The sequence below is a fragment of the Rummeliibacillus suwonensis genome, from assembly GCF_007896435.1.
GTDB lineage: Bacteria > Bacillota > Bacilli > Bacillales_A > Planococcaceae > Rummeliibacillus > Rummeliibacillus suwonensis.
Genome location: NZ_VCBL01000001.1, coordinates 2,904,408 through 2,923,278 on the forward strand (window position 1 = coordinate 2,904,408; position 18,871 = coordinate 2,923,278).

Here is an 18,871-nt window from a genome sequence, read left to right on the forward strand (position 1 = left end):
ATTTTAAAAAATTTTTTAGATGCTCCTCTTTAAATAACCAAACTAACACCGCTTGTCTTTTGTTCTAGCATTTTGTGAATCATCGTACCCATGTGTGCAGCAGCCTCTATCGGTGTGGTACCCCTTTGATGAATATTCGAAATGACCATTCGATCGGATTCCTTTGTTCCTACTCTTGGTCTATAACACATATAGGCACTAAGAGAATGCGCACAAACAAGGCCCGGACGCTCCCCAATCAATAGAATAAAAGCTTCTGGCTCAAGCAATTCTCCAATTACATCCATACAAGCGACTCTCCCTCCTCTAACAAAAAAAGGTGTTCCTGTTGTTAGATTGTAAGATTCAAGAGAGTCTAACAACGTGGGATATACATCACGTAAATTTTCTTCAATCGCATTGGAACTTAAACCATCTGAAATGACGATCTGGACCACCGGCCTTTTCACACATTTTTCTAGTATAAGTGCTTGTGCGTCTTCTGCAAAAATCCTTCCTAAATCAGGGCGTGTCAGATAACGCTCTTTTGTTTCAAAACACGTATCAACTGTAAACAAATTAAATTGATCAAGTAATTTGGCTGATACTTCACCATATACCGTATCAACGGCTGCCGCATGGTCAATTCGCAATAATAAAAAGTCCTTCGTTAGTGGTCTTGTTCCCGTTCTGCCTACTCCAATCCGTGCAGGTGTAGACTTTTTTAAAGCTAAAAGCGAATCCTTATTCATCTTTCATCCCTCTCTTCCTATGCTCTGTTCATAAACAGTGTTGGATCACCAGCAGCCAGACCCAATTTACCATCTTCGAGTATCCCGTATTTTTCCATCCATTTTTCAAATTCAGCCACAGGCCTTAATCGAAAAACACTGCGCAATGTAGCGATATCGTGATAACTCAGCGATTGATAATTCAGCATGCAATCATCAGCCATCGGAACCCCTATTACGTAATTGACTCCAGCAGTGGCAAGCAGCGTACTTAAATTTTCCATATCATTTTGGTCGGCTTTCATATGATTGGTATAACAAACATCCACTCCCATAGGCAGACCATGCATTTTTCCCATAAAATGATCCTCTAAACCAGCACGAGTGACCTGCTTACTGTCATACAAATACTCTGGACCAATAAACCCTACAACCGTATTTAGTAAAAACGGCTGAAATTTTTTGGCAAGACCATAACATCTGGCCTCAAGTGTAACCTGATCAATATCAAAATGGGCATTAGCAGAAAGCTCTGAGCCTTGCCCTGTTTCAAAATACCAGCGATTTGATCCTTTAGCCGTCCCTTTTTCAAAAATGAGGGCTGAGGCTTCTTCCAGCATAGAAACTGAAATTCCAAATGATTCGTTCCCCGCCTGGGTACCCGCCAAACTTTGAAAAATGAGATCAGCAGGGGCTCCCTTTTCGATCGCTCTCATCTGGCTTGTCACATGTGAAAGGACACAATTTTGCGTTGGAATCGCAAACTGCTCCATCACTTCTTTTGTTTCACATAAAAGTCCATAGATATTATTCGTTGTATCTATGACAGGATTAATACCAATGACTGCATCACCGGCTCCATAGCTTAATGCTTCATATAAGGATGCCCTCATGCCTAATAAATTGTCAGAAGGATGATTAGGCTGTGCTCTCGCCGCTAGCACCCCTTTATGACCGACTTCGGTATTACAATGGGTTATAACCTCAATCTTAGAAGCCGCCTGGATTAGATCAAGATTAGACATCAGCTTTGCCACGGCAGCGATCATTTCACTTGTCAAACCTCTTCCGATGGTTAACAAATCATTACTTTCATGACTTTCATCCAAGATATATTCACGCAGTTCAGCGACGGTCCAGTTCTTAATTTTCTTGTAAACTTCAGTATCCATCCCCTCCTCAATCACCCTACTTACTTCATCTTCCTCAGGTGACAGCAACGGATAATTTCGAAAATCACTCAAAGGCAAATCTGCCAAAATAGTTTTTGCAGCCATGCGTTCCTTCATATTCTCAGCACTAATACCTGCTAGGATATCACCAGATCGTTCTTCATTCGCTTTTGCCATGATTTCTTTTAAACTATGAAATTGATAGATGTTCCCTAATAAAGTTATCTTTTTATACATCTTTATCACCTCTTTATTTTTTAGAAAGCCAATGTTTTGACCGATATCGAGATGGATTCTCCGGCAACCGGAAGACCGAGATCAATATAATCGCCATAAGTAAAATCAATCTGATCGATACACAAAATATCTAATGTGCCGTGACATCTTCTAGCAATCGCTTGGCCAAGTGCTTTTGCAATATCTGAATCACAGAGAATGACCAAACAATGAGAAGAAGGAAAGTTGTTCCGAAATTGTTCTAGGATTGAAGCTGACAGTTCTTGCAAGATTTGATACGTACAATTAGGAATATTAGATAAAGCTAATGCAATGGGCGGTTCATTCTCTTTAGCATGATAGATTTTACCTGCCTGTTCCAATAAATCCCCTAATCTTATCTGAAAGCTCTCCGGTTCCCACTGATGATTTTTTTCCACTACTGGAATCGTACAAATCGGAATATTTTTGATTGGTAATAATGCTTCATTAACATAAATGGTTGCTCCACTCACTTCTGTATTTTGCATTCCCGCACCAATAACTGTTGCTTTAGTGGTCTCTTGAGCTTGTGTGAAAATGAATGAATAGGCGTGGATCGACTCATTTAAGGAGTGAGCCAATTGTGGCCCAATGTCCCCGTATTTGGTCACATTCCTGATGGTGGCAGGAGGACCGTTTCTCATCATTTGCCCGATTCCACCCGAAATAATCACTTCGTCGATTGGAAAAATCTCAGTTGGCTGCGAATCTAGTAATAGTAATTCTGCCGAATACTGAGGACAACCACTCAGAAAAGAAAACATGCTGTCACTCATCTTGTTACAGATTTCCTGTACTTGAGGAAAGGTGAGAGTGTCTCCAAGTTCCAAATAAAAATCATTCTTCTTAAGCCATAATTGTATGGCATCTGAAATGTATACAATTTTTCCATTTTCAGTAAGTCTGATAAGTCTACCGCCAACGTTGAAAGTAATAGTTTGTATGGCTCTTCCATTCTGAAACAACGCCACATTAGCAGTACCGCCACCAATATCGATATTTGCAATGATCCCCTCAACCTGAGTAGATCGCCTTAGAGCTCCTGATCCTTTGCCTGCCAATATCCCTTCTAAATCAGCGCCAGCTGTGGCAACCACAAAATCACCAGCTCTATCCGCTAGATAGTGGATAATAGACTGTGCATTTTCTTTTTGAGCAGCTTCACCCGTTATAATAATGGCACCGGCTTTGACGTTTTCCATTCTTATTTGTGAGTTCCCATATTCTCTTTCCAATATGCATGTAATTTTATCCATATCAATTTTGTAATCATTTATTAAAGGAGTCGTATAGATTGGACTAGAATATGTGACCCGACGATCCACGATTTGACAGCTTGGAAGACTAAATCCATTACCGCTTTCACTTATAAGTAATTGACTAGCAATGAACTTTGTCGTGCTTGTGCCGATATCGAGTCCAATACTAGTTATCCAATTTTCAGGCATGTTCTCCCCTCTCCCTTCCTTATGGAATTTTCAAACATAGGACAAACAAAAAGACGCTTTGAGTCCTCACACATCTAACAGAGTGTTCAAAGCGCCATTGCTATATCATTATTTACTTTTGTAATCTATTATTATCTGCTCCGCAAGTTTCGCTAAAGGAATATGAGTAGCCATGCTATGCTTTTGCATACTTCTGTATGCATCATACTCCGAACAGGATAACTGCTGCATCAAAATTCCTTTCGCTCTTTCGATAATCTTCCGTTCCTCCATTTTTTGGTTTAACCTATATATTTCTTTTTGAAGGGCTTTAAAGCGGGATCGTTCACTTAGGGTCATTTCAACTGCCGGCAACAACTCGCGTTCACTTACCGGTTTAACGAGATATCCATTAATCTCTGCATCTTTCGCTTGTTCAATCAACTCATGATGACTGTAGGCAGTTAACAGCAAAATAGCACAATCTGAAAAACCTCTAATCACGGACGAAGTCTTAATCCCATTAACTTTTGGCATCTTTACGTCCATGATAATTAAATCTGGTTTCAGATAGTAAGCTTTTTCAATCGCTTCTTCGCTATTTCGTCCTTCTCCTACAACATCATATCCACTTCCTTCTAATATTTCTCTAATATCCATTCTGGTAATCGGCTCATCATCGACAATCATGATTTTTTCTGACATCATTACATCACCTTATCGGAAATTGGAAATGTTAAAGAAACTTTTGTTCCCCGTTTGGAGTAAAAAAACGATAAATCTCCTTGTAATTTTTCCTCAACCAGCATTTCAACTAATTGCAAACCCAGAGATGATGTCTTTAGGTCAGACCTTTTCTCTTTTAAACCTTGCCCATTATCTTTAACGGTAATGTATGCCATTTGTTTTCGAGAATTCACATTGATTTCAATCTTTCCTTCCTGCTGGTCAGGGAATGCATGCTTGATGCAGTTTTGAACCAATTCATTCACAACAAGGACAACGGAGGTCGTAATATCCGACGGTAAAAATAAGGATTCCCCTTGAACAGAAACATTAAACTTTTTTTCCTGGTTATTCGATAAGGAAATTAATAGTGCTGAAATTTGCTCCATTACAAACTTCGTATCTACTTTTTCAATACCATGCTGTGCCAGATAATCATGGACAATTGCCATACTTGAAATTCGGGATATACTATCACGTAATACTTCAACGGCTTCACTTGAAGAAGAACATCGTCTTTTTTGCAGTCGCAGTAAACTTGTAATGATCTGCAGGTTATTTTTCACGCGATGATGTATCTCTTGAACAATCACTGATTGGAATACGTCATCTTTTTCTTTATTATCCTTACTATTCATTAAAGTCTTCACTTTTTGCTCGTTTAAAATTTCTTGTGAAATATCTCGCTCTTTTATTAAGACAGCAATCGTTTGATGAAAGCTATCCTTAATCGGGACAATATCCTGTTGCATAACAACATTTTCCTGAGATATGCCTTTCGAGCCAATGACGGGTTTTCCTGTTTTTAAACTAAACAAAACACCCGGTTCAGAATCTTCATATGCAATTTGACCGACTACAGAATTTTTATATAATGATTGTGTGGTGCAGGGTTTTGCTTCAGCCACCACAATAGCAGCATCCTGATTATTTAACAGACAATCTATGAAAATATCTGCTTGAGTGAGATCGGCAATTAGTGGAAGATTGTTGAACATATCATATAAGATCCCGCATTGTTCATCTGTTAAGATGGTGACATCCTCCAAACAAAACGAATTATCCATGTTGATAGAATTCCTTTCAGCTATGCTTCAATTGCAAAACGGAGAAAAAAGTTTTCTGTAAAATCATTTACTTTCAACTACTATAACATAATAGAAATGATGAGACCATTAGTATGTTAGATAATCTAACATATAAAATTTCAAGATGAATGCTTGCGATCATTTTAGGCAAAAATGTTAGGCAACTATACAATGAATATTGGTTAACATAGAGACCCTTCTTTCGATATGATTTGGTATGGTAACTCAATTTTATCAACAATGGTTCTTATTTTTTGCGTAATGGATGTTATCGAGAAGGAGTGGCATCTGCTTTTTTCCCCTTACCCTTTCTTTCCATCTTCACCATAGAAATCAACTGGTCTCTCAAGCCAACACTATTCACTGTATTATAAGGCCTAACACCTGTATTCACACCCGCTAATTGGTGTTGGGGTGCATAGGGATACAAGTCTCTCTACCATGCAAAAATATCTTTTCGTCCGGTTTATCACACTTTTCATGTTTTGCAAGTATTAAAACATAATGCTTCGATGATACAACCATCATGAATTAAGCATTTCTTATGTCGTCCATAGTATCAATTGCTCACAAAAAGAGGTTGGGACAAAAGTATTTTAGCTAATAAAAGATCCGAACAATAATGTGAAATTCTATTTAAAATTTCACATTTGTTCGGATTTTCTTTTTATTATTATTCTATTGAATCTATTTCAATAATGAAGAATTTGTACAAAAAGCATGAACATTTAATATATATTTTTTCGTAACATTCAGTTTTATGTTCTGTTCCAGACGGCGCTTTCCGCGGGCTTGGCTTCAATCTCCTCGGGTCGACACGATGTTGGCCCCGAAGCCATTGCCACAGGACGTGGCGAACTTAGGCTTTGTCCCTTAAATTGTTCCTGCGGGGCTTTCAGCTCAAGCTTTTCCCGCAGGACTTTGAATAAGCCTCCTTGAACTAACACCGCACGAAGGAAATGCGCATGCATTTTCGAGGAATCGTCGTCCTCCATTTCACACCATTTTAAACGATGTCCATTATCGAATAATCGTATTTTCTCAAAAAAAGACGCTTTATGAAATTGATTTTATTAAGTTCAATTATTTGGTTTTGGGTAGGGCTAATTTTGTTCTGCTCCAGCCTCTTTATAGTCAGCTATATAAATGTAATCCATTGCTAATATTTCTTTTTATTCTTCAGTGTCTTCATATAAATTATCCAAGAATTCATCAATATTATTTGCTAAAAAATGCATATTACTCATATCATCGGGTTCTTCTGTTTCTTGCTCATGATTCCAAAAATAAATCTTATCATAATAAGGATCCTTTGTTCCTAAACATACAACATTTCCTGATGGGTCATCTCCAATTGGAATAAATCCTAATGGTAATCTTTCATCCATTATATCTATAAAATCTGTCAAATTATCATACATATCGCCAATACCATAAAAAACATTCAAGACACTTGGTCCTTGTTCATTAGATATCATAAATAAATTGGGTATTACTTTTCCCCCATTCCATTTTAGTAAAAAGCTCTTATATAGTTCTGTTAGTTTAACATTATTTTCAATTTCAAATTTTTCTATTTGTTCTAACGAAAGATTATCATGTGAACCAAAGATTTTCGCCATATATATCCTCCTAATTATTTTCCATTAACAATACTAACTCCACCTGCATGAGTAAATTCTCTATGGACCTTTTTATCAACAAGAATCATTGTTTTTCCATCTTGATGATGATGCCAAGTATACCCTTCAGGCGCTTCATTTAAAGAAGCAACTGGTGGATCAGAATCTTTATTCAATCTCGCCTTTATATTTGCGTTTTTATAATCTAAAGGACGATTTGTAGGACTTGCAATTTCAATTTCTACAGGCTTAATAGTTGGATGTGAATATTCGGCAAAGTCTGGATAACCATCAGGATACCTTACAGTCTGTCCCTTCTTATTTGTATATACCCAAGTTCCATCTTCATCTATCTTCATAGTCCCACCCTTTTTTATCCACTTCTCTGGAACAGGCGCATATAGCGGCTTAGTAGCAAGCTGTTCCTTTGCAAATTTTACCTTCAAAGTATCCTTACCCTTACCAGTGCCTCTTACCTCCACCTTCGCCATAGAAATCAACTGATCTCTCAACCCAACACTATTCACCGTATTATAAGGCACAATACCTGCGTTCACACCGGCTAATTGATGTTGGGGCGCATAAGGATACAGGTTGAGTGTCGGGATTTTTTGGGCTGCGCCTTTTACTTTGCTGACGCCTACTTTGGCAGTGGCTTTGACTGTGGTCATTCCTGTCTTCGTTACAACGCCTAATCCTTTGGTGCCCACTACAGATAATCCGAGGGTTCCTAATGCGTAGGAGATCCATTCCGCACGTGACTTGGCATCCCCATTGATGACATCCCGCTGAAAAGAATCAGTAATGGATTTCGAAAGATAATCGTACGTTTCGATGGGATGAGCAATGGCATCCATTGTACTTTCTATTGTTTTTACGGGATGAGTGACGAAGTCAAATATGCCTTTTACAAAGTCTTTTCCCGCTTTAAGGAGACCCTTTGAGATGCCCTCCGCGGTTTCCAGCATAGTGACGATTTGTTTTTGGTCATCATCGAGATTTTCGATGCCTATTTCTTTCGCGATTTTTAAATACTCACTTGGTGTGGAAGCTTTTGCGAGTTTCTTTTGCAGTTCTTCGATGCGATCCACTTTTTCTGTCTCTACTCTTGAACAGGTGCTTCCCACCTCATCCTTCAGCCAGCTATCTAGTTGATACTTGCTTAATGTGCCAATGGTATAGTTTGCTAGTTGCAGCTTTCCGCTTTTCATCTGTGCTTATTGTGTGGGTGCCTGTCACTTGAGCTTTTTAACAACCATAAAAAAGATTTATCTAAGGATCTTCATTACAAAAGAATTGTTTCAAGTGCATCAATCAACATAGAATCAAAACTTTCAAATGATTGAATTAAAGTTCCTGAGAGTTTGTCGAGTTCTACATATATACTCTCTTTTAGATCATAACCATACCATGCTGTATCAGAGTCTCCAAAAAATATATACCGCTTTTGCCAATCATTTTCATGCCAAAGCTCGTTTGTCTCAATAAATCCATGGATATCTTCGTCTACTTCCTTATCAAGTAGAACTTCATCAACGCCGTAGATTACCAATCCGTTGAAGTCTAACCCATTTATTCTCCTTAGAAATTCGATATATGACTCAGGTAACACAATGTTTCCTAATTTCCGCTGAATATTATGATTCATTTTTTTGATTTCTGTATATGATGCAGGATTTCTGAGTGAACTTCCATATTTTTTTTCAATTTTTTCTATTTCTATTAACAAGTCTTTCCACTGGGGCATATCTACTATTCCCTCCTTTTAAAAGGTTTTGATGGGTAAATATCATCCTCAAACATCGGCCAATTTATCGTTTTACTTTGTTTAGGGACTAATCCTCTTGTTTGAGAGTTTTGTTCATTGGTAACCGCTTTATGATAAGGGTCATTCTTTATCAATACTAAATTAGCGAAATCATTTGTACCACCATCATCTAAAGGTAAATTGTGATGAATTGTGTGTGTGCCTGTCACTTGAGTTTTAGTGTCGGGATTTTTTGGGCTGCACCCTTTACCTTGTGGACGCCTACTTTGGTAGTGGCTTTGGCTGTGGTCATTCCCGTCTTCGTTACAGCGCTTACTGCGGATAATACGACGGTTCCTAATGCGTAGGATATCCATCTCGCTCGTGAATTGGCATCCCCGTTGGTGACAACTCGTTTAAATGATAATGAATCTAATTAAAAATAATTCGGATTTAAAAAGTCTTCAATCTTTGTAGAGATTAAAGACTTTATTTGTAGCTTATTTTCAGAATCATTCGAATTCTTGGTACCCCAATTTTAAAATTCGTATTTTTTATGTGAAAAACAATTCACGAAATTGATTCATCTAATATAACTACAAAAATTACACTTTCTCAAAACTACCAGTATAACTGGTGGTTTTGATTTGTTTACTTTTCTTCAAATTCCTTCATTCTCTCTATTAAATCTAAATCTAGCTGTTCTTTGTTTTGACTTATATATTTATATTCAAAATACTTAATTCTATCTGTTGGACCAAATTCACTTTCATCCCAATTTGTATAATCAAAATGTACGTTTAAATTACCTGTATCATTTAAAATTAATGTAACTGAAAACCAAGGATCTTGGTCATTATCAGTAAAAACTTTTTTGAGTTCAACAGTTAGTTGAAATAATTTATGTAGTTCTTTATTATAAGCCCTCTTATCTACACTATATAATTTTGGAATATAATGTGAAAAAATGTATTGTTCCTCACCTTTGGGCTTAAAAAAGAAGAAAACTCCTCCTTCTCCCTCCTTAACTTCACCATTAAAACAGAAATTATCCCATTCAGTTGGAATCATATCATTAACCTGTTGTGCAATTTCTTTATATAACTCGTTTAATTCTGTTTCAAAACTCATCAATATCAGCCTCCTGATTTATTTGCGATCTCGCGAATCACTGGAAATTGGCCTTCAATTTCATATTCGACCATAAAGAAATCCGGTCTCATTGAATTATTAGAGTAGATCGGTTCAATACTAACAGAGACTTTCTTGGGCGGTACCTCTTTCAATGCACTGGCCCACTCAGTCTCCATTTCATACCAAACTCCACCCATCCTATTAATTTGACTATTTTGTGGTACAAGATTATCAATATCAGGCGGACCATTAAATTGTGCTCCTATTAAATGTCCGCCATCATCATCTGGTAATCTGTCTTTTCCCCCTACATTTGCCTGAGCATATTTATTTCTATTAGCCTTTTTCAATACAAGTTCGGGGGCATCTACATTTACAATACGTCCAAGTTCATCGGTAGTATATCTATAGTTATCATTGGTTGCATACTTAGTATTTGGAAGTAGTTGTTTCTTACCATTTTCACCTTTTATTATATGCTTTCCAAAATCAATTTCTTTAACTTCTTTGACTATATTACCTTTACTCGTATCCTTAGTACCATTACCCTTCGAATGCACCTTCTCCATAGAAATCAACTGATCTCTCAAGCCAACACTATTTACCGTATTATAAGGCACAGTACCTGCATTCACACTGGCTAATTGATATTGAGGCGCATAGGGATACAGGTTGAGTGTCGGGATTTTTTGGGCTGCGCCTTTTACCTTGTGGACGCCTACTTTGGTAGTGGCTTTGACTGTTTTTGATACAGCCCCTAATCCTTTGGTGCCCACTGCGGATAATACGACGTTTCCTAATGCATAGGAGATCCACTTGGCACGCGACTCGGCATCTCCATTGATTACATCCCGTTCAAATGAATCAGCGATGGATTGGGAAAGATAATCGTACGTTTCAATCGGATGTTTAATGGCTTGGATAGTGCCCTCTATTGATTTTCCAGGATCGTCTATAAAATCATCGATTCCTTTTAAAAAGTCCTTTCCCACTTGGAGGAGGCCCTTTTGGATACCCTCCGCGGTTTCCAGCCTGGCAACTATTTGTTTTTGACCATTATCGAGATTTTCAATGCCTATTTCTTTCGCAATTTTTAAATATTCCTCTGGTGTGGAAGCTTTTGTGAGTTTCTTTTGCAGTTCTTCGATTCGATCCACTTCTTCTGTCTCTACTCTTGAACAGGTACTTCCCACCTCATCCTTCAGCCAGCTATCTAGTTGATACTCGCCTAATGTACCAATGGTATAGTTGGCAAGTTGTAGCTTTCCGCTTTTCATCTGTGCTTGGATACCATCTATGTAGTTTTGCATGTTCGACACATCATTGGATAATTCTTCTAAGGCTTTACTTTGATTGTAATCAAATTGGTGAACTTTTTCTACCGTAGACTGAATCTGTTTTTGAGCGTCCGTCACTTCCTCCAGAAAAGAGGCATCATTTAATGACGGTGTAGCCACAATATCTTGGATGGAAAGAATCGTTTGGTTAGCTTCATCTGTGACGGTGATGGTACGATTGGCTGTGTTTTGGAAGCTAGTTTTTAAGTCTTCTGTTAAAAAACCTTCGTCGATCCGGCCATTTTTGGCGGATTCTAGCTTTTGTAATTCATGGTCCATGGCCTTTAGTTGACTCTCATAATCCTCTATAAAAGCTTGGTAATAAGAGATAAATGGCAGGTGTACTTCTTGATAATACGCCCGTATTGCATCCCCACTTTTTCCCTTAAAGGCATCTTCCAGCGCCAGTATCCCTTGTACCGCTTTTTGAATCTCCGCCATCTCAGTTTGTTTATTTCTTAAGGACTTGAGTGTTTTCTCGATGCCATTCTGTAAACCTGCAACATCTAGTACCTTTGTGATAACGATTCACCTTCCTTTGCGTTTCGTTCAACTTGATACCGTTTTGTGTTTCACTGAGCGTTAGTTAAAACAACCGCTATATCCCCCACTCTATAACTATTTCATCATCATTTCCTATCTATTCAGTAACTATCTTCCATTAAAAAGAAGTATATTACATGTTAATATTTATCAATTATACCATGTAAAAAACATACTATTGAGATTATTTTTACCTATTTATACCAATACAAAATAGGAAATACAAACTAAGTACTGGTACCCAGATCTAAGGCTATCTATAGAAAAAATCCTTAACCTCTGAAGAGATTAAGGACATCATTTACACCCTATTATCTAAATTATTTCGTGCCTGGCTTTTGTATTTATTGCAAAATCGTCATAGATATTTCTTTCAAAGTCAAAATTATCATTACTCTTGTCCATTTGAACAATCCCTACCCTTGTTCAATATGTAAGAATTGATCAACGTTAGAATACATTTCCAAACCAATATCTTTGGCAACATTGAAACTCATTAAAGCAATTTGCAAACGATCCCTGTCCTTAAGGCAGTACAATAGGTTTTGTTTTGCTTCGTAGCCTCATTAAAATGGACTCTAAATGGTTCTCTGGGTCATAATCTTTAAAATCATCTTGGATAGTATCATTAAGAATATTTCTGTAAACAGGCTATCTTTCATAGTTATACAATGGCGCATTAACAAAATAATGGTATTGATATAGATACATACTAAGGACATTATTTTTTCATTTCCTTCACAAATCTACAAAAGCATCATATGACTATGCTTTAATAGGGAATGTTCTTCTATTTAAATTAATTTATCAAGCCCGTTGATTATCCAATTTTGCCCACATAATATAGTATCTTTTGATTTCCGCTACGACGTGCTTGCTTTCCTGCAGGCATGTCTCGAGCCTACTTAGCGAAGCTGCGTTTTTTCAACTGTTTGCTTTTCACGAGAATTTATTCGCTCTTTTCGTGGGGCCATTTGCTCTCCTGGAGGATTTATTCACTCTCTCTGAAGGTTTATTTGCTCTCCCAGAGGATTATTCACTCTCTCAGGATTTATTCACTCTCTCTGAAGGTTTATTTGCTCTCCCAGAGGATTTATTCACTCTCTCGGAGACTTTATTCACTCTCTCGGAGGATTTATTCACTCTCTCAGAGACTTTATTCGCTCTCTCGGAAGGTTTATTCGCTCTCTCAGAAGGTTTATTCGCTCTTTCCGCAGGACATTGGATTGTCTTCATCGAGTATGATTGCATGAAGGAAACGAGCTAGCCGCAACAAAGAGCGAGCTACATAAATGGAGCTAAAATACATGGCTTTTTAGAATTATGCCCAATTGATTGCCTTTTTTTCCTGATCGACACGCCTGTTAATTTATAATCTACAGATCTATATAACACACTCAATTCTTTGCAATCAGCCTATCAATGGTCTGTGATACATTTTGTAAAATCGTTTTCCATTTTTCTTTTAAAGTTTTACTTAGTCCAATATGGAAACTTATCTCGTGAGGCTCCACTCCTATGAGAAAACCCTTTATCGATGCTTTCTGTTGATATAATGATTGAAATAAATGAAAGTTATGCGCTGATATGTCTAACGTTTGATATTCATGTAAATCGGCAAGTGGATAAACGGTAATCTCTCCTGGTTTGTTTCCTGAAAACACAGCATCCACAATGATGACAAATGTAGCTTTCATGATTTGATCCATGCAGTAATCAATATCGGATTCTCCAATCAGAAAAGATACATGGGGTGTACAATTCAGCTCGGATAGTTGCTCAATGAGATAAATACCGATTCCATCATCCGTCATTAATCGATTGCCGATACCTAAAACGATTATTTTTTCCATTAAAACACCTTTATCGTTTTTACTTGTTTTCCTGGACTATATACATGAGTTGCACATGACATACACGGATCAAAAGAACGAAGAATTCTGCCAATCTCTGCCGGTTTATCTGGATTTTGAATGGGTGTACCGATTAAAGCTTCTTCAGCAGTACCTCTATAGCCTTGATCATCCCTAGTTGAAAAATCCCATGTAGAAGGAGTAATAATTTGATAGAAGGAGATTTTCTTATCTCGAATCTTTAACCAATGGCCTAATGCCCCTCTCGTTGTATCCAGTAACCCTCTTCCAGATGACGATGCTGGAAGTTCATATTTTTTTTGCACATTTACTCCTGGAATGAGTTGCTGAAGTAATATTTTCATAATTTCTGTGATTTTCTTTGTTTCTAACACTCTGGCAATGGTTCGATCCATAGCGGAGATTCCGTTGTTATACGCTCCACTTAATATTAATCTTGCCAACGGACCGACCTCAAAAGGAAGACCCTTATATCTTGGTGCCTTCACCCAGGAATAAGCTTTTTCTTTATCCATGTCCGGCTCTGTTACTTCTTCATTCGGTTGATTGCTGTTCGTTATTGATTTGAAATAGGCGTAATCTATTTTTTCTTGAATTTTACTTTCATCAAATGTTTCAACAGATCCCATTGTGGATACAAGCGGATCCACATAGAGTGTGCCTAACTCCTTATAATGGTTAAAAGCACCGTAGGTTAAAAGGTTGCCATACCCTCCACCCATACGAAAATAATCTTCATAGAAGTGCGCAATATCATATACGTCCGGGATCATTTTTTCATCAATAAATCTGGCGATCCGCACTAAAATAGAATCAATGTGAACGACTTTCTCGGCTGTTGCCTGAGTTGTAATCCCTCCAATAAAAACCCCATGATTATGGGGAGCTTTACCTCCTAAAACGGCTAACATCTGGTGAGCTAGACGACTGAACTTGAGGGAATCAAAGTAATGCTGTGAAATCCGGTCATTCATGTTTTTAGGTAATCGAAAATCGTCGTGGTCGGTCTGGAAAAGAGAGTTTTGTTCAATCTTTACAAAGTCAGGAACAGTATATTGATAAAAATGGCGGATATGGTTTTGTAAAAACTCACAACAATGGATGATATCTCGCAAATAGTTTCCTTGTTCCATTGGTTCAATGTTTAAAGCATCTTCTAAAGCATGGGATGAAGCCATTGAATGAGCTGCAGAGCAAATGCCGCATATTCGCTGAGTAAAATAAACGGCATCGAACGGACTTCTCCCTACTAACATTTGCTCAAAGCCGCGAAATAAATTTCCTTTTGTTTTAGCATCAACGACCTGATTCTGGTCGATCGTCACATCAATTTCCATAAAACCACTAATTCGTGTCAACGGATTAATCACAATTCTCTTACTCATTCTTCACCACCCTTGTCGTGTCATAGCTAATGAATGGCGCCATGGCATCTGGAAAACCAAACTGAGCACAGCCAATGCATGGCGTATTGTCTCCTATCGGCCAATTCACATGACCATTCCATTGTCTTGTTGGACAATCCACCCTCGTCACAGGTCCCCGGCAACCAAGCTTAAATAAACAGGTTTTATCCCCTAATTTTTCAGCAAAAATCCCTCGGTCAAAAAACGGTCTTCTTGGACAACGGTCATGGATCAACGTACTATAAAACATTAAAGGCCGATCTAAATTGTCTGTTTCCGGCTCCCCATATAACAAAAGATGCGCTAATGTCCCTAAAAACCAGTCTGGATGAACAGGACAGCCAGGGAGTTTAATCATATTTTTGTCAGGCAGGACCCGTTGCAACCCCACAGATTGGGATGGATTTGGTTTTGCCGCTGACACCCCGCCATGTGTGGCACAAGCACCCACTGCTAAAATATGCGAAGCCCTTTCCCCGAGCATCTTAGCTGCTTGAAGACCTGTAAGAGGCTTCCCGTCCCAATTGCCGATAATATTGTATAAACCATTGTTTTTTAACGCTACGGCTCCTTCAACTGCTAAAATATACTCTCCGTCCATTGCATTTATTAGTTTGTCGATGGCCTGCTCTCCTTCAGCAGCCATTAAACTATTGGAATACTTAAGATCAACCATTGAATTTAACATGTACTCAAAGTCTGGATTCTGTCCATTTAACAAGGAAATGATATTACCGGAACAACCATTTAATTCTAAGTAAATGAGGGGTTTTTTCTTGATCATCCTCTTTTTAAGGCTCTCCAGTGCCGTACTTGTTAACCTTTCCGCAATGGCTTCATTTGTTAAAGACTCTGGCGGCAAAATTTGTCCTTCCATTAAACCAGCCTCCCTACAACCGGTAGTGTAGCTAAGATTGATTGTTGCCCAGCATGACAAGAAGCAAATTCCTGCGTATAATCTTTACCTGCAATTAAACCAAAGTGGGTAGCAGCTGCCCAAGCTCGATTGTTTGTCACATCATAGACAATGCCATTAACCGCAATATAAGCTGGCCTCCCATTTTTCCCAGTGAATGTGGCTAATTCTCCAATTGTAAATGTTCGTTGATTAGACTGTGCTATAGGTAGAGTGGGTGAAGGAGTAATTGGAGGAATTGGTGACTGATTTAAATTCCCTGAAGGAACTGGATAGGATGATTGTGAAGGTAAAATAGGATAACTAGTCTTCGCCTGATTTGCGAGCCATTCACTAAGAAATTGAATAGTTGATAGCGCATCCCATAACCGTTGCAGAATTTGCGGCTTCATGGAAGTGTCACTCAATGTAGCTAACGTATAGATATCATGGTGTGCTTGTGTAACAAGATAATTGATTTGCATTCTAATCATTTCGATGTTTTGCATGATGTTCTCCCCTCTAGGCCATTTCCCCCTATCCTATGCTTATATATCAAAATGTTTAACAAATCCTAGGCAAAAGCTGACCAGATAGGCGATTAAGTCTTCTTGTTGTACCAACAGCTGTTTTTAAAAGTAATTTTCCGGATTGAACATGACAGGATGTAATTTGACCAATGACACCTGCATCCTTTCCCAGCTCATGATTCTTCAAGATATCAAGTGCTTTTTGTCGATCATTTGAATCAACAATGATCACTACTTTCCCTTCATTTGCTAGATAAAGAGGATCATAACCTAAAATATCACATCCACCTTGAACATCCCTACGTACTGGAATAGAAGCTTCATCTATTTCCATTGTAAAATGACAGTCTTCACATAATTCTACTAGTGTCGTAGCTAATCCACCCCTTGTCGGATCCCGCATAATTCGAATTCCTTCGATTTCCTCCAATAATTCATGAATAAGATGATTTAATGAGGCACAATCACTCCTAACATCTGTGAGCAGTCCAAGCTCCTGACGTGCACTCAGGATAGCAACTCCATGATCCCCAATTGTGCCGCTAATAATGACAGAATCCCCTTCTTGAACCATTTCAGGTTTCAATCGATGCTGTTCTTGGATCACACCAATTCCTGTCGTATTAATAAATAGCCCATCCACACTCCCCTTTTCGACTACTTTTGTATCACCGGCAACAATATTCACCCCGGCTCTTTCTGCTTCACTTGCCATCGTGTGGACAATCTCTTTTAGACTTTTTATTGGAAACCCTTCTTCAATCATAAATCCAGCAGTGATCACATGAGGAATAGCACCACTTACAGCTAAATCGTTTACTGTTCCTGTTATTGCCAGTTTCCCTATATTTCCACCTGGAAAGAAAATAGGTTTGATCACATAGCTATCTGTTGTTACAGCGATGGTTTGTGAAGGAATAGCAAGAATCGCAGAATCAAGCTTTGTTTGCTCTGAATGTCCAAATGATTGGATAAAGAGATCTTGTATCAGTTGGTGTGTTAATTCTCCACCTTCTCCATGCGCTAGACTAATTCGCTGCACTCAAGTTACACCTCCCTCATAAATTGAAAATGTGCCGCACAGGTTCCTTCTGTTGATACCATACAAGGCCCAATAGGGTGAGTGGGCGTACAGCTTTTATTGAACAGCACACATTCTTCTGGTGTAATTAATCCTCGAACAATTTCACCACAGCGGCATTTGGTTACTCTCGGTTCTCCTACCAAAATGTTAAACTTCTTTTTTGCATCGAATTGTGCATACTGTTCTTTCAGCACTAATCCACTGTTGGAAATGGTCCCCATCCCTCTCCATACCTCATCATGGGCTTCTAAATATTCTTCTAGCAAGGTTTGAGCAACGACATTTCCTTTATCCCTTACAACATATGTATAATCATTGATGATTTTAACCCTTTTTTCTAACTGAAGAACCAGGAGCTTATAAATCCCACTGAGTAACTCAACCGGTTCAAAACCAGTAATGACACCCGAAATAGTATATTCATCCGCTAAATAACGATAGCTCTGTTTTCCTAAAACAACAGAGACATGACCAGGCAAAAGAAATCCATCAAGCTTTACTTCTTCTGAACTAAGAAGTGCTCTTAAAACAGGCTCTACTAATTTGGTTGCCATCCATATCGAATAATTATTTAAATCCTTTCTTGCTGCCTCGCGAACAGTAAGAGCGAGAATAGGAATCGTTGTTTCAAATCCAATGCCTAAAAAAATGACTTCCTTATCAGGATTCTCCTCTGCTATGTGGACACTATCTAACGGAGAATATACGACTCTGATATCCTTTCCTTCTGTTTTCGCTTTCATTAAGGTAGATTTAGAACCAGGAACACGCATCATATCACCAAATGTACAAAGAATGGTGTTAGGTTCTTCTGATAATTGGACCATTGCATCAATCGACTTTTGATCTGTGACACATACAGGACATCCCGGCCCAGCAATCAACTGTACGTAATCTTTCAGTCTCGCTTTTATTCCTGTTTTGGCTAATGCCATCGTATGCGAACCACATACCTCCATGAATACTGGAATTCTGCCTTTTTCTTCTTTAAATCTCTTCGCTAAATCGATAACCGCTTCAACTGATTCACGAGTTAAGACCGGATCTGAAAAAAGATCCATGTTTGCCATCTAACACATTCCTCCATTCTTCTATACTCTCTTTGGCATATTCCTCATCCACTACAGTAATGGCCTGCCCAGCATGGAGTAAAACATAATCATCGATCCTAACCTCTGGAACAAAAAAGATCCCTACATACATCCTCGAACCCATGACATCTACTAGAGCTCTTTGCTCTTCCATTTCAATGACCTTAGCCGGTACTCCTAGACACAAATCAATTCACCACCTTCATTCTTCATGCCCCGATTTGTTG

Annotated in this window: 17 protein-coding genes and 1 pseudogene; all 18 read right to left on the minus strand. The window is 38.3% G+C overall.

What is annotated here, in order from left to right:
* Positions 1 to 29 precede the first annotated feature (29 nt).
* The gene (gene eutC, locus FEU33_RS13080) at positions 30 to 731 is read right to left on the minus strand and encodes an ethanolamine ammonia-lyase subunit EutC (RefSeq protein WP_146549789.1); all 702 of its coding nucleotides are present in this window, start codon (positions 729 to 731) and stop codon (positions 30 to 32) included.
* 17 nt (positions 732 to 748) lie between these two features.
* On the minus strand, positions 749 to 2,119 hold the full coding sequence (locus tag FEU33_RS13085; protein ID WP_146549790.1) for an ethanolamine ammonia-lyase subunit EutB: 1,371 nt from the start codon (positions 2,117 to 2,119) through the stop codon (positions 749 to 751).
* Positions 2,120 to 2,139: 20 nt separating this feature from the next.
* Positions 2,140 to 3,588 carry an ethanolamine ammonia-lyase reactivating factor EutA gene (locus FEU33_RS13090; protein WP_146549791.1) on the minus strand — a complete coding sequence of 483 codons (1,449 nt, stop codon included), beginning with the start codon at positions 3,586 to 3,588 and terminating at the stop codon, positions 2,140 to 2,142.
* A gap of 108 nt (positions 3,589 to 3,696) precedes the next feature.
* The gene (locus FEU33_RS13095; RefSeq protein WP_341786511.1) at positions 3,697 to 4,272 is read right to left on the minus strand and encodes an ANTAR domain-containing response regulator; all 576 of its coding nucleotides are present in this window, start codon (positions 4,270 to 4,272) and stop codon (positions 3,697 to 3,699) included.
* Between the two features lie 2 nt (positions 4,273 to 4,274).
* Complete coding sequence (locus FEU33_RS13100; protein ID WP_146549793.1) at positions 4,275 to 5,360, minus strand: sensor histidine kinase; 1,086 nt, start codon at positions 5,358 to 5,360, stop codon at positions 4,275 to 4,277.
* A 1,193-nt stretch (positions 5,361 to 6,553) separates the two neighbouring features.
* Complete coding sequence (locus FEU33_RS13105) at positions 6,554 to 7,003, minus strand: SMI1/KNR4 family protein (RefSeq protein ID WP_146549794.1); 450 nt, start codon at positions 7,001 to 7,003, stop codon at positions 6,554 to 6,556.
* Between the two features lie 14 nt (positions 7,004 to 7,017).
* Positions 7,018 to 8,214 (minus strand): HNH endonuclease, encoded by a 1,197-nt coding sequence (locus tag FEU33_RS13110; protein WP_146549795.1) that lies wholly within the window; start codon positions 8,212 to 8,214, stop codon positions 7,018 to 7,020.
* 74 nt (positions 8,215 to 8,288) lie between these two features.
* Positions 8,289 to 8,750: a YrhA family protein gene (locus tag FEU33_RS13115; protein WP_146549796.1), complete on the minus strand. Its 462-nt coding sequence runs from the start codon at positions 8,748 to 8,750 to the stop codon at positions 8,289 to 8,291.
* 651 nt (positions 8,751 to 9,401) lie between these two features.
* On the minus strand, positions 9,402 to 9,881 hold the full coding sequence (locus FEU33_RS13125; RefSeq protein ID WP_146549797.1) for an immunity protein YezG family protein: 480 nt from the start codon (positions 9,879 to 9,881) through the stop codon (positions 9,402 to 9,404).
* Between the two features lie 5 nt (positions 9,882 to 9,886).
* Positions 9,887 to 11,749: a T7SS effector LXG polymorphic toxin gene (locus tag FEU33_RS13130; RefSeq protein WP_342355270.1), complete on the minus strand. Its 1,863-nt coding sequence runs from the start codon at positions 11,747 to 11,749 to the stop codon at positions 9,887 to 9,889.
* 360 nt (positions 11,750 to 12,109) lie between these two features.
* Positions 12,110 to 12,400, minus strand: a pseudogene (locus tag FEU33_RS19160) (cupin domain-containing protein); the annotation flags it as partial.
* 761 nt (positions 12,401 to 13,161) lie between these two features.
* Positions 13,162 to 13,617, minus strand: coding sequence for a hydrogenase maturation protease (locus FEU33_RS13135; protein WP_146549798.1), 456 nt, complete (start codon positions 13,615 to 13,617; stop codon positions 13,162 to 13,164).
* Positions 13,617 to 15,023 carry a nickel-dependent hydrogenase large subunit gene (locus FEU33_RS13140; RefSeq protein WP_146549799.1) on the minus strand — a complete coding sequence of 469 codons (1,407 nt, stop codon included), beginning with the start codon at positions 15,021 to 15,023 and terminating at the stop codon, positions 13,617 to 13,619. Before FEU33_RS13140 ends, FEU33_RS13135 begins: the two co-directional genes overlap by 1 nt.
* A complete protein-coding gene (locus FEU33_RS13145) occupies positions 15,016 to 15,921 on the minus strand; it encodes a hydrogenase small subunit (protein WP_146549800.1) in 906 nt (301 codons plus the stop codon). Before FEU33_RS13145 ends, FEU33_RS13140 begins: the two co-directional genes overlap by 8 nt.
* Positions 15,921 to 16,448, minus strand: coding sequence for a cytochrome b5 domain-containing protein (locus tag FEU33_RS13150; RefSeq protein WP_146549801.1), 528 nt, complete (start codon positions 16,446 to 16,448; stop codon positions 15,921 to 15,923). The genes FEU33_RS13145 and FEU33_RS13150 overlap by 1 nt, the downstream gene beginning before the upstream one ends.
* A gap of 55 nt (positions 16,449 to 16,503) precedes the next feature.
* Positions 16,504 to 17,511, minus strand: a complete 1,008-nt coding sequence (gene hypE / locus FEU33_RS13155; protein WP_146549802.1) for a hydrogenase expression/formation protein HypE — start codon at positions 17,509 to 17,511, stop codon at positions 16,504 to 16,506.
* Between the two features lie 5 nt (positions 17,512 to 17,516).
* Entirely contained in the window at positions 17,517 to 18,623 is a 1,107-nt protein-coding gene (gene hypD, locus FEU33_RS13160; RefSeq protein WP_146549803.1) for a hydrogenase formation protein HypD, read from the minus strand.
* Positions 18,580 to 18,831 (minus strand): HypC/HybG/HupF family hydrogenase formation chaperone, encoded by a 252-nt coding sequence (locus FEU33_RS13165; protein ID WP_146549804.1) that lies wholly within the window; start codon positions 18,829 to 18,831, stop codon positions 18,580 to 18,582. Before FEU33_RS13165 ends, hypD begins: the two co-directional genes overlap by 44 nt.
* Between the last annotated feature and the right edge of the window lie 40 nt (positions 18,832 to 18,871).

Bases quoted from the DNA above. Each gene is read 5' to 3' on its own strand.
- FEU33_RS13085 (WP_146549790.1), bottom strand. From the start codon at position 2,119: ATGTATAAAAAGATAACTTTATTAGGGAACATCTATCAATTTCATAGT.
- FEU33_RS13110 (WP_146549795.1), bottom strand. From the start codon at position 8,214: ATGAAAAGCGGAAAGCTGCAACTAGCAAACTATACCATTGGCACATTA.
- FEU33_RS13115 (WP_146549796.1), bottom strand. From the start codon at position 8,750: ATGCCCCAGTGGAAAGACTTGTTAATAGAAATAGAAAAAATTGAAAAA.
- FEU33_RS13125 (WP_146549797.1), bottom strand. From the start codon at position 9,881: ATGAGTTTTGAAACAGAATTAAACGAGTTATATAAAGAAATTGCACAA.
- FEU33_RS13150 (WP_146549801.1), bottom strand. From the start codon at position 16,448: ATGCAAAACATCGAAATGATTAGAATGCAAATCAATTATCTTGTTACA.
- FEU33_RS13100 (WP_146549793.1), bottom strand. From the start codon at position 5,360: ATGGATAATTCGTTTTGTTTGGAGGATGTCACCATCTTAACAGATGAA.
- hypD (WP_146549803.1), bottom strand. From the start codon at position 18,623: ATGGCAAACATGGATCTTTTTTCAGATCCGGTCTTAACTCGTGAATCA.
- eutC (WP_146549789.1), bottom strand. From the start codon at position 731: ATGAATAAGGATTCGCTTTTAGCTTTAAAAAAGTCTACACCTGCACGG.
- FEU33_RS13135 (WP_146549798.1), bottom strand. From the start codon at position 13,617: ATGGAAAAAATAATCGTTTTAGGTATCGGCAATCGATTAATGACGGAT.
- FEU33_RS13105 (WP_146549794.1), bottom strand. From the start codon at position 7,003: ATGGCGAAAATCTTTGGTTCACATGATAATCTTTCGTTAGAACAAATA.
- FEU33_RS13140 (WP_146549799.1), bottom strand. From the start codon at position 15,023: ATGAGTAAGAGAATTGTGATTAATCCGTTGACACGAATTAGTGGTTTT.
- FEU33_RS13095 (WP_341786511.1), bottom strand. From the start codon at position 4,272: ATGTCAGAAAAAATCATGATTGTCGATGATGAGCCGATTACCAGAATG.
- FEU33_RS13090 (WP_146549791.1), bottom strand. From the start codon at position 3,588: ATGCCTGAAAATTGGATAACTAGTATTGGACTCGATATCGGCACAAGC.
- FEU33_RS13145 (WP_146549800.1), bottom strand. From the start codon at position 15,921: ATGGAAGGACAAATTTTGCCGCCAGAGTCTTTAACAAATGAAGCCATT.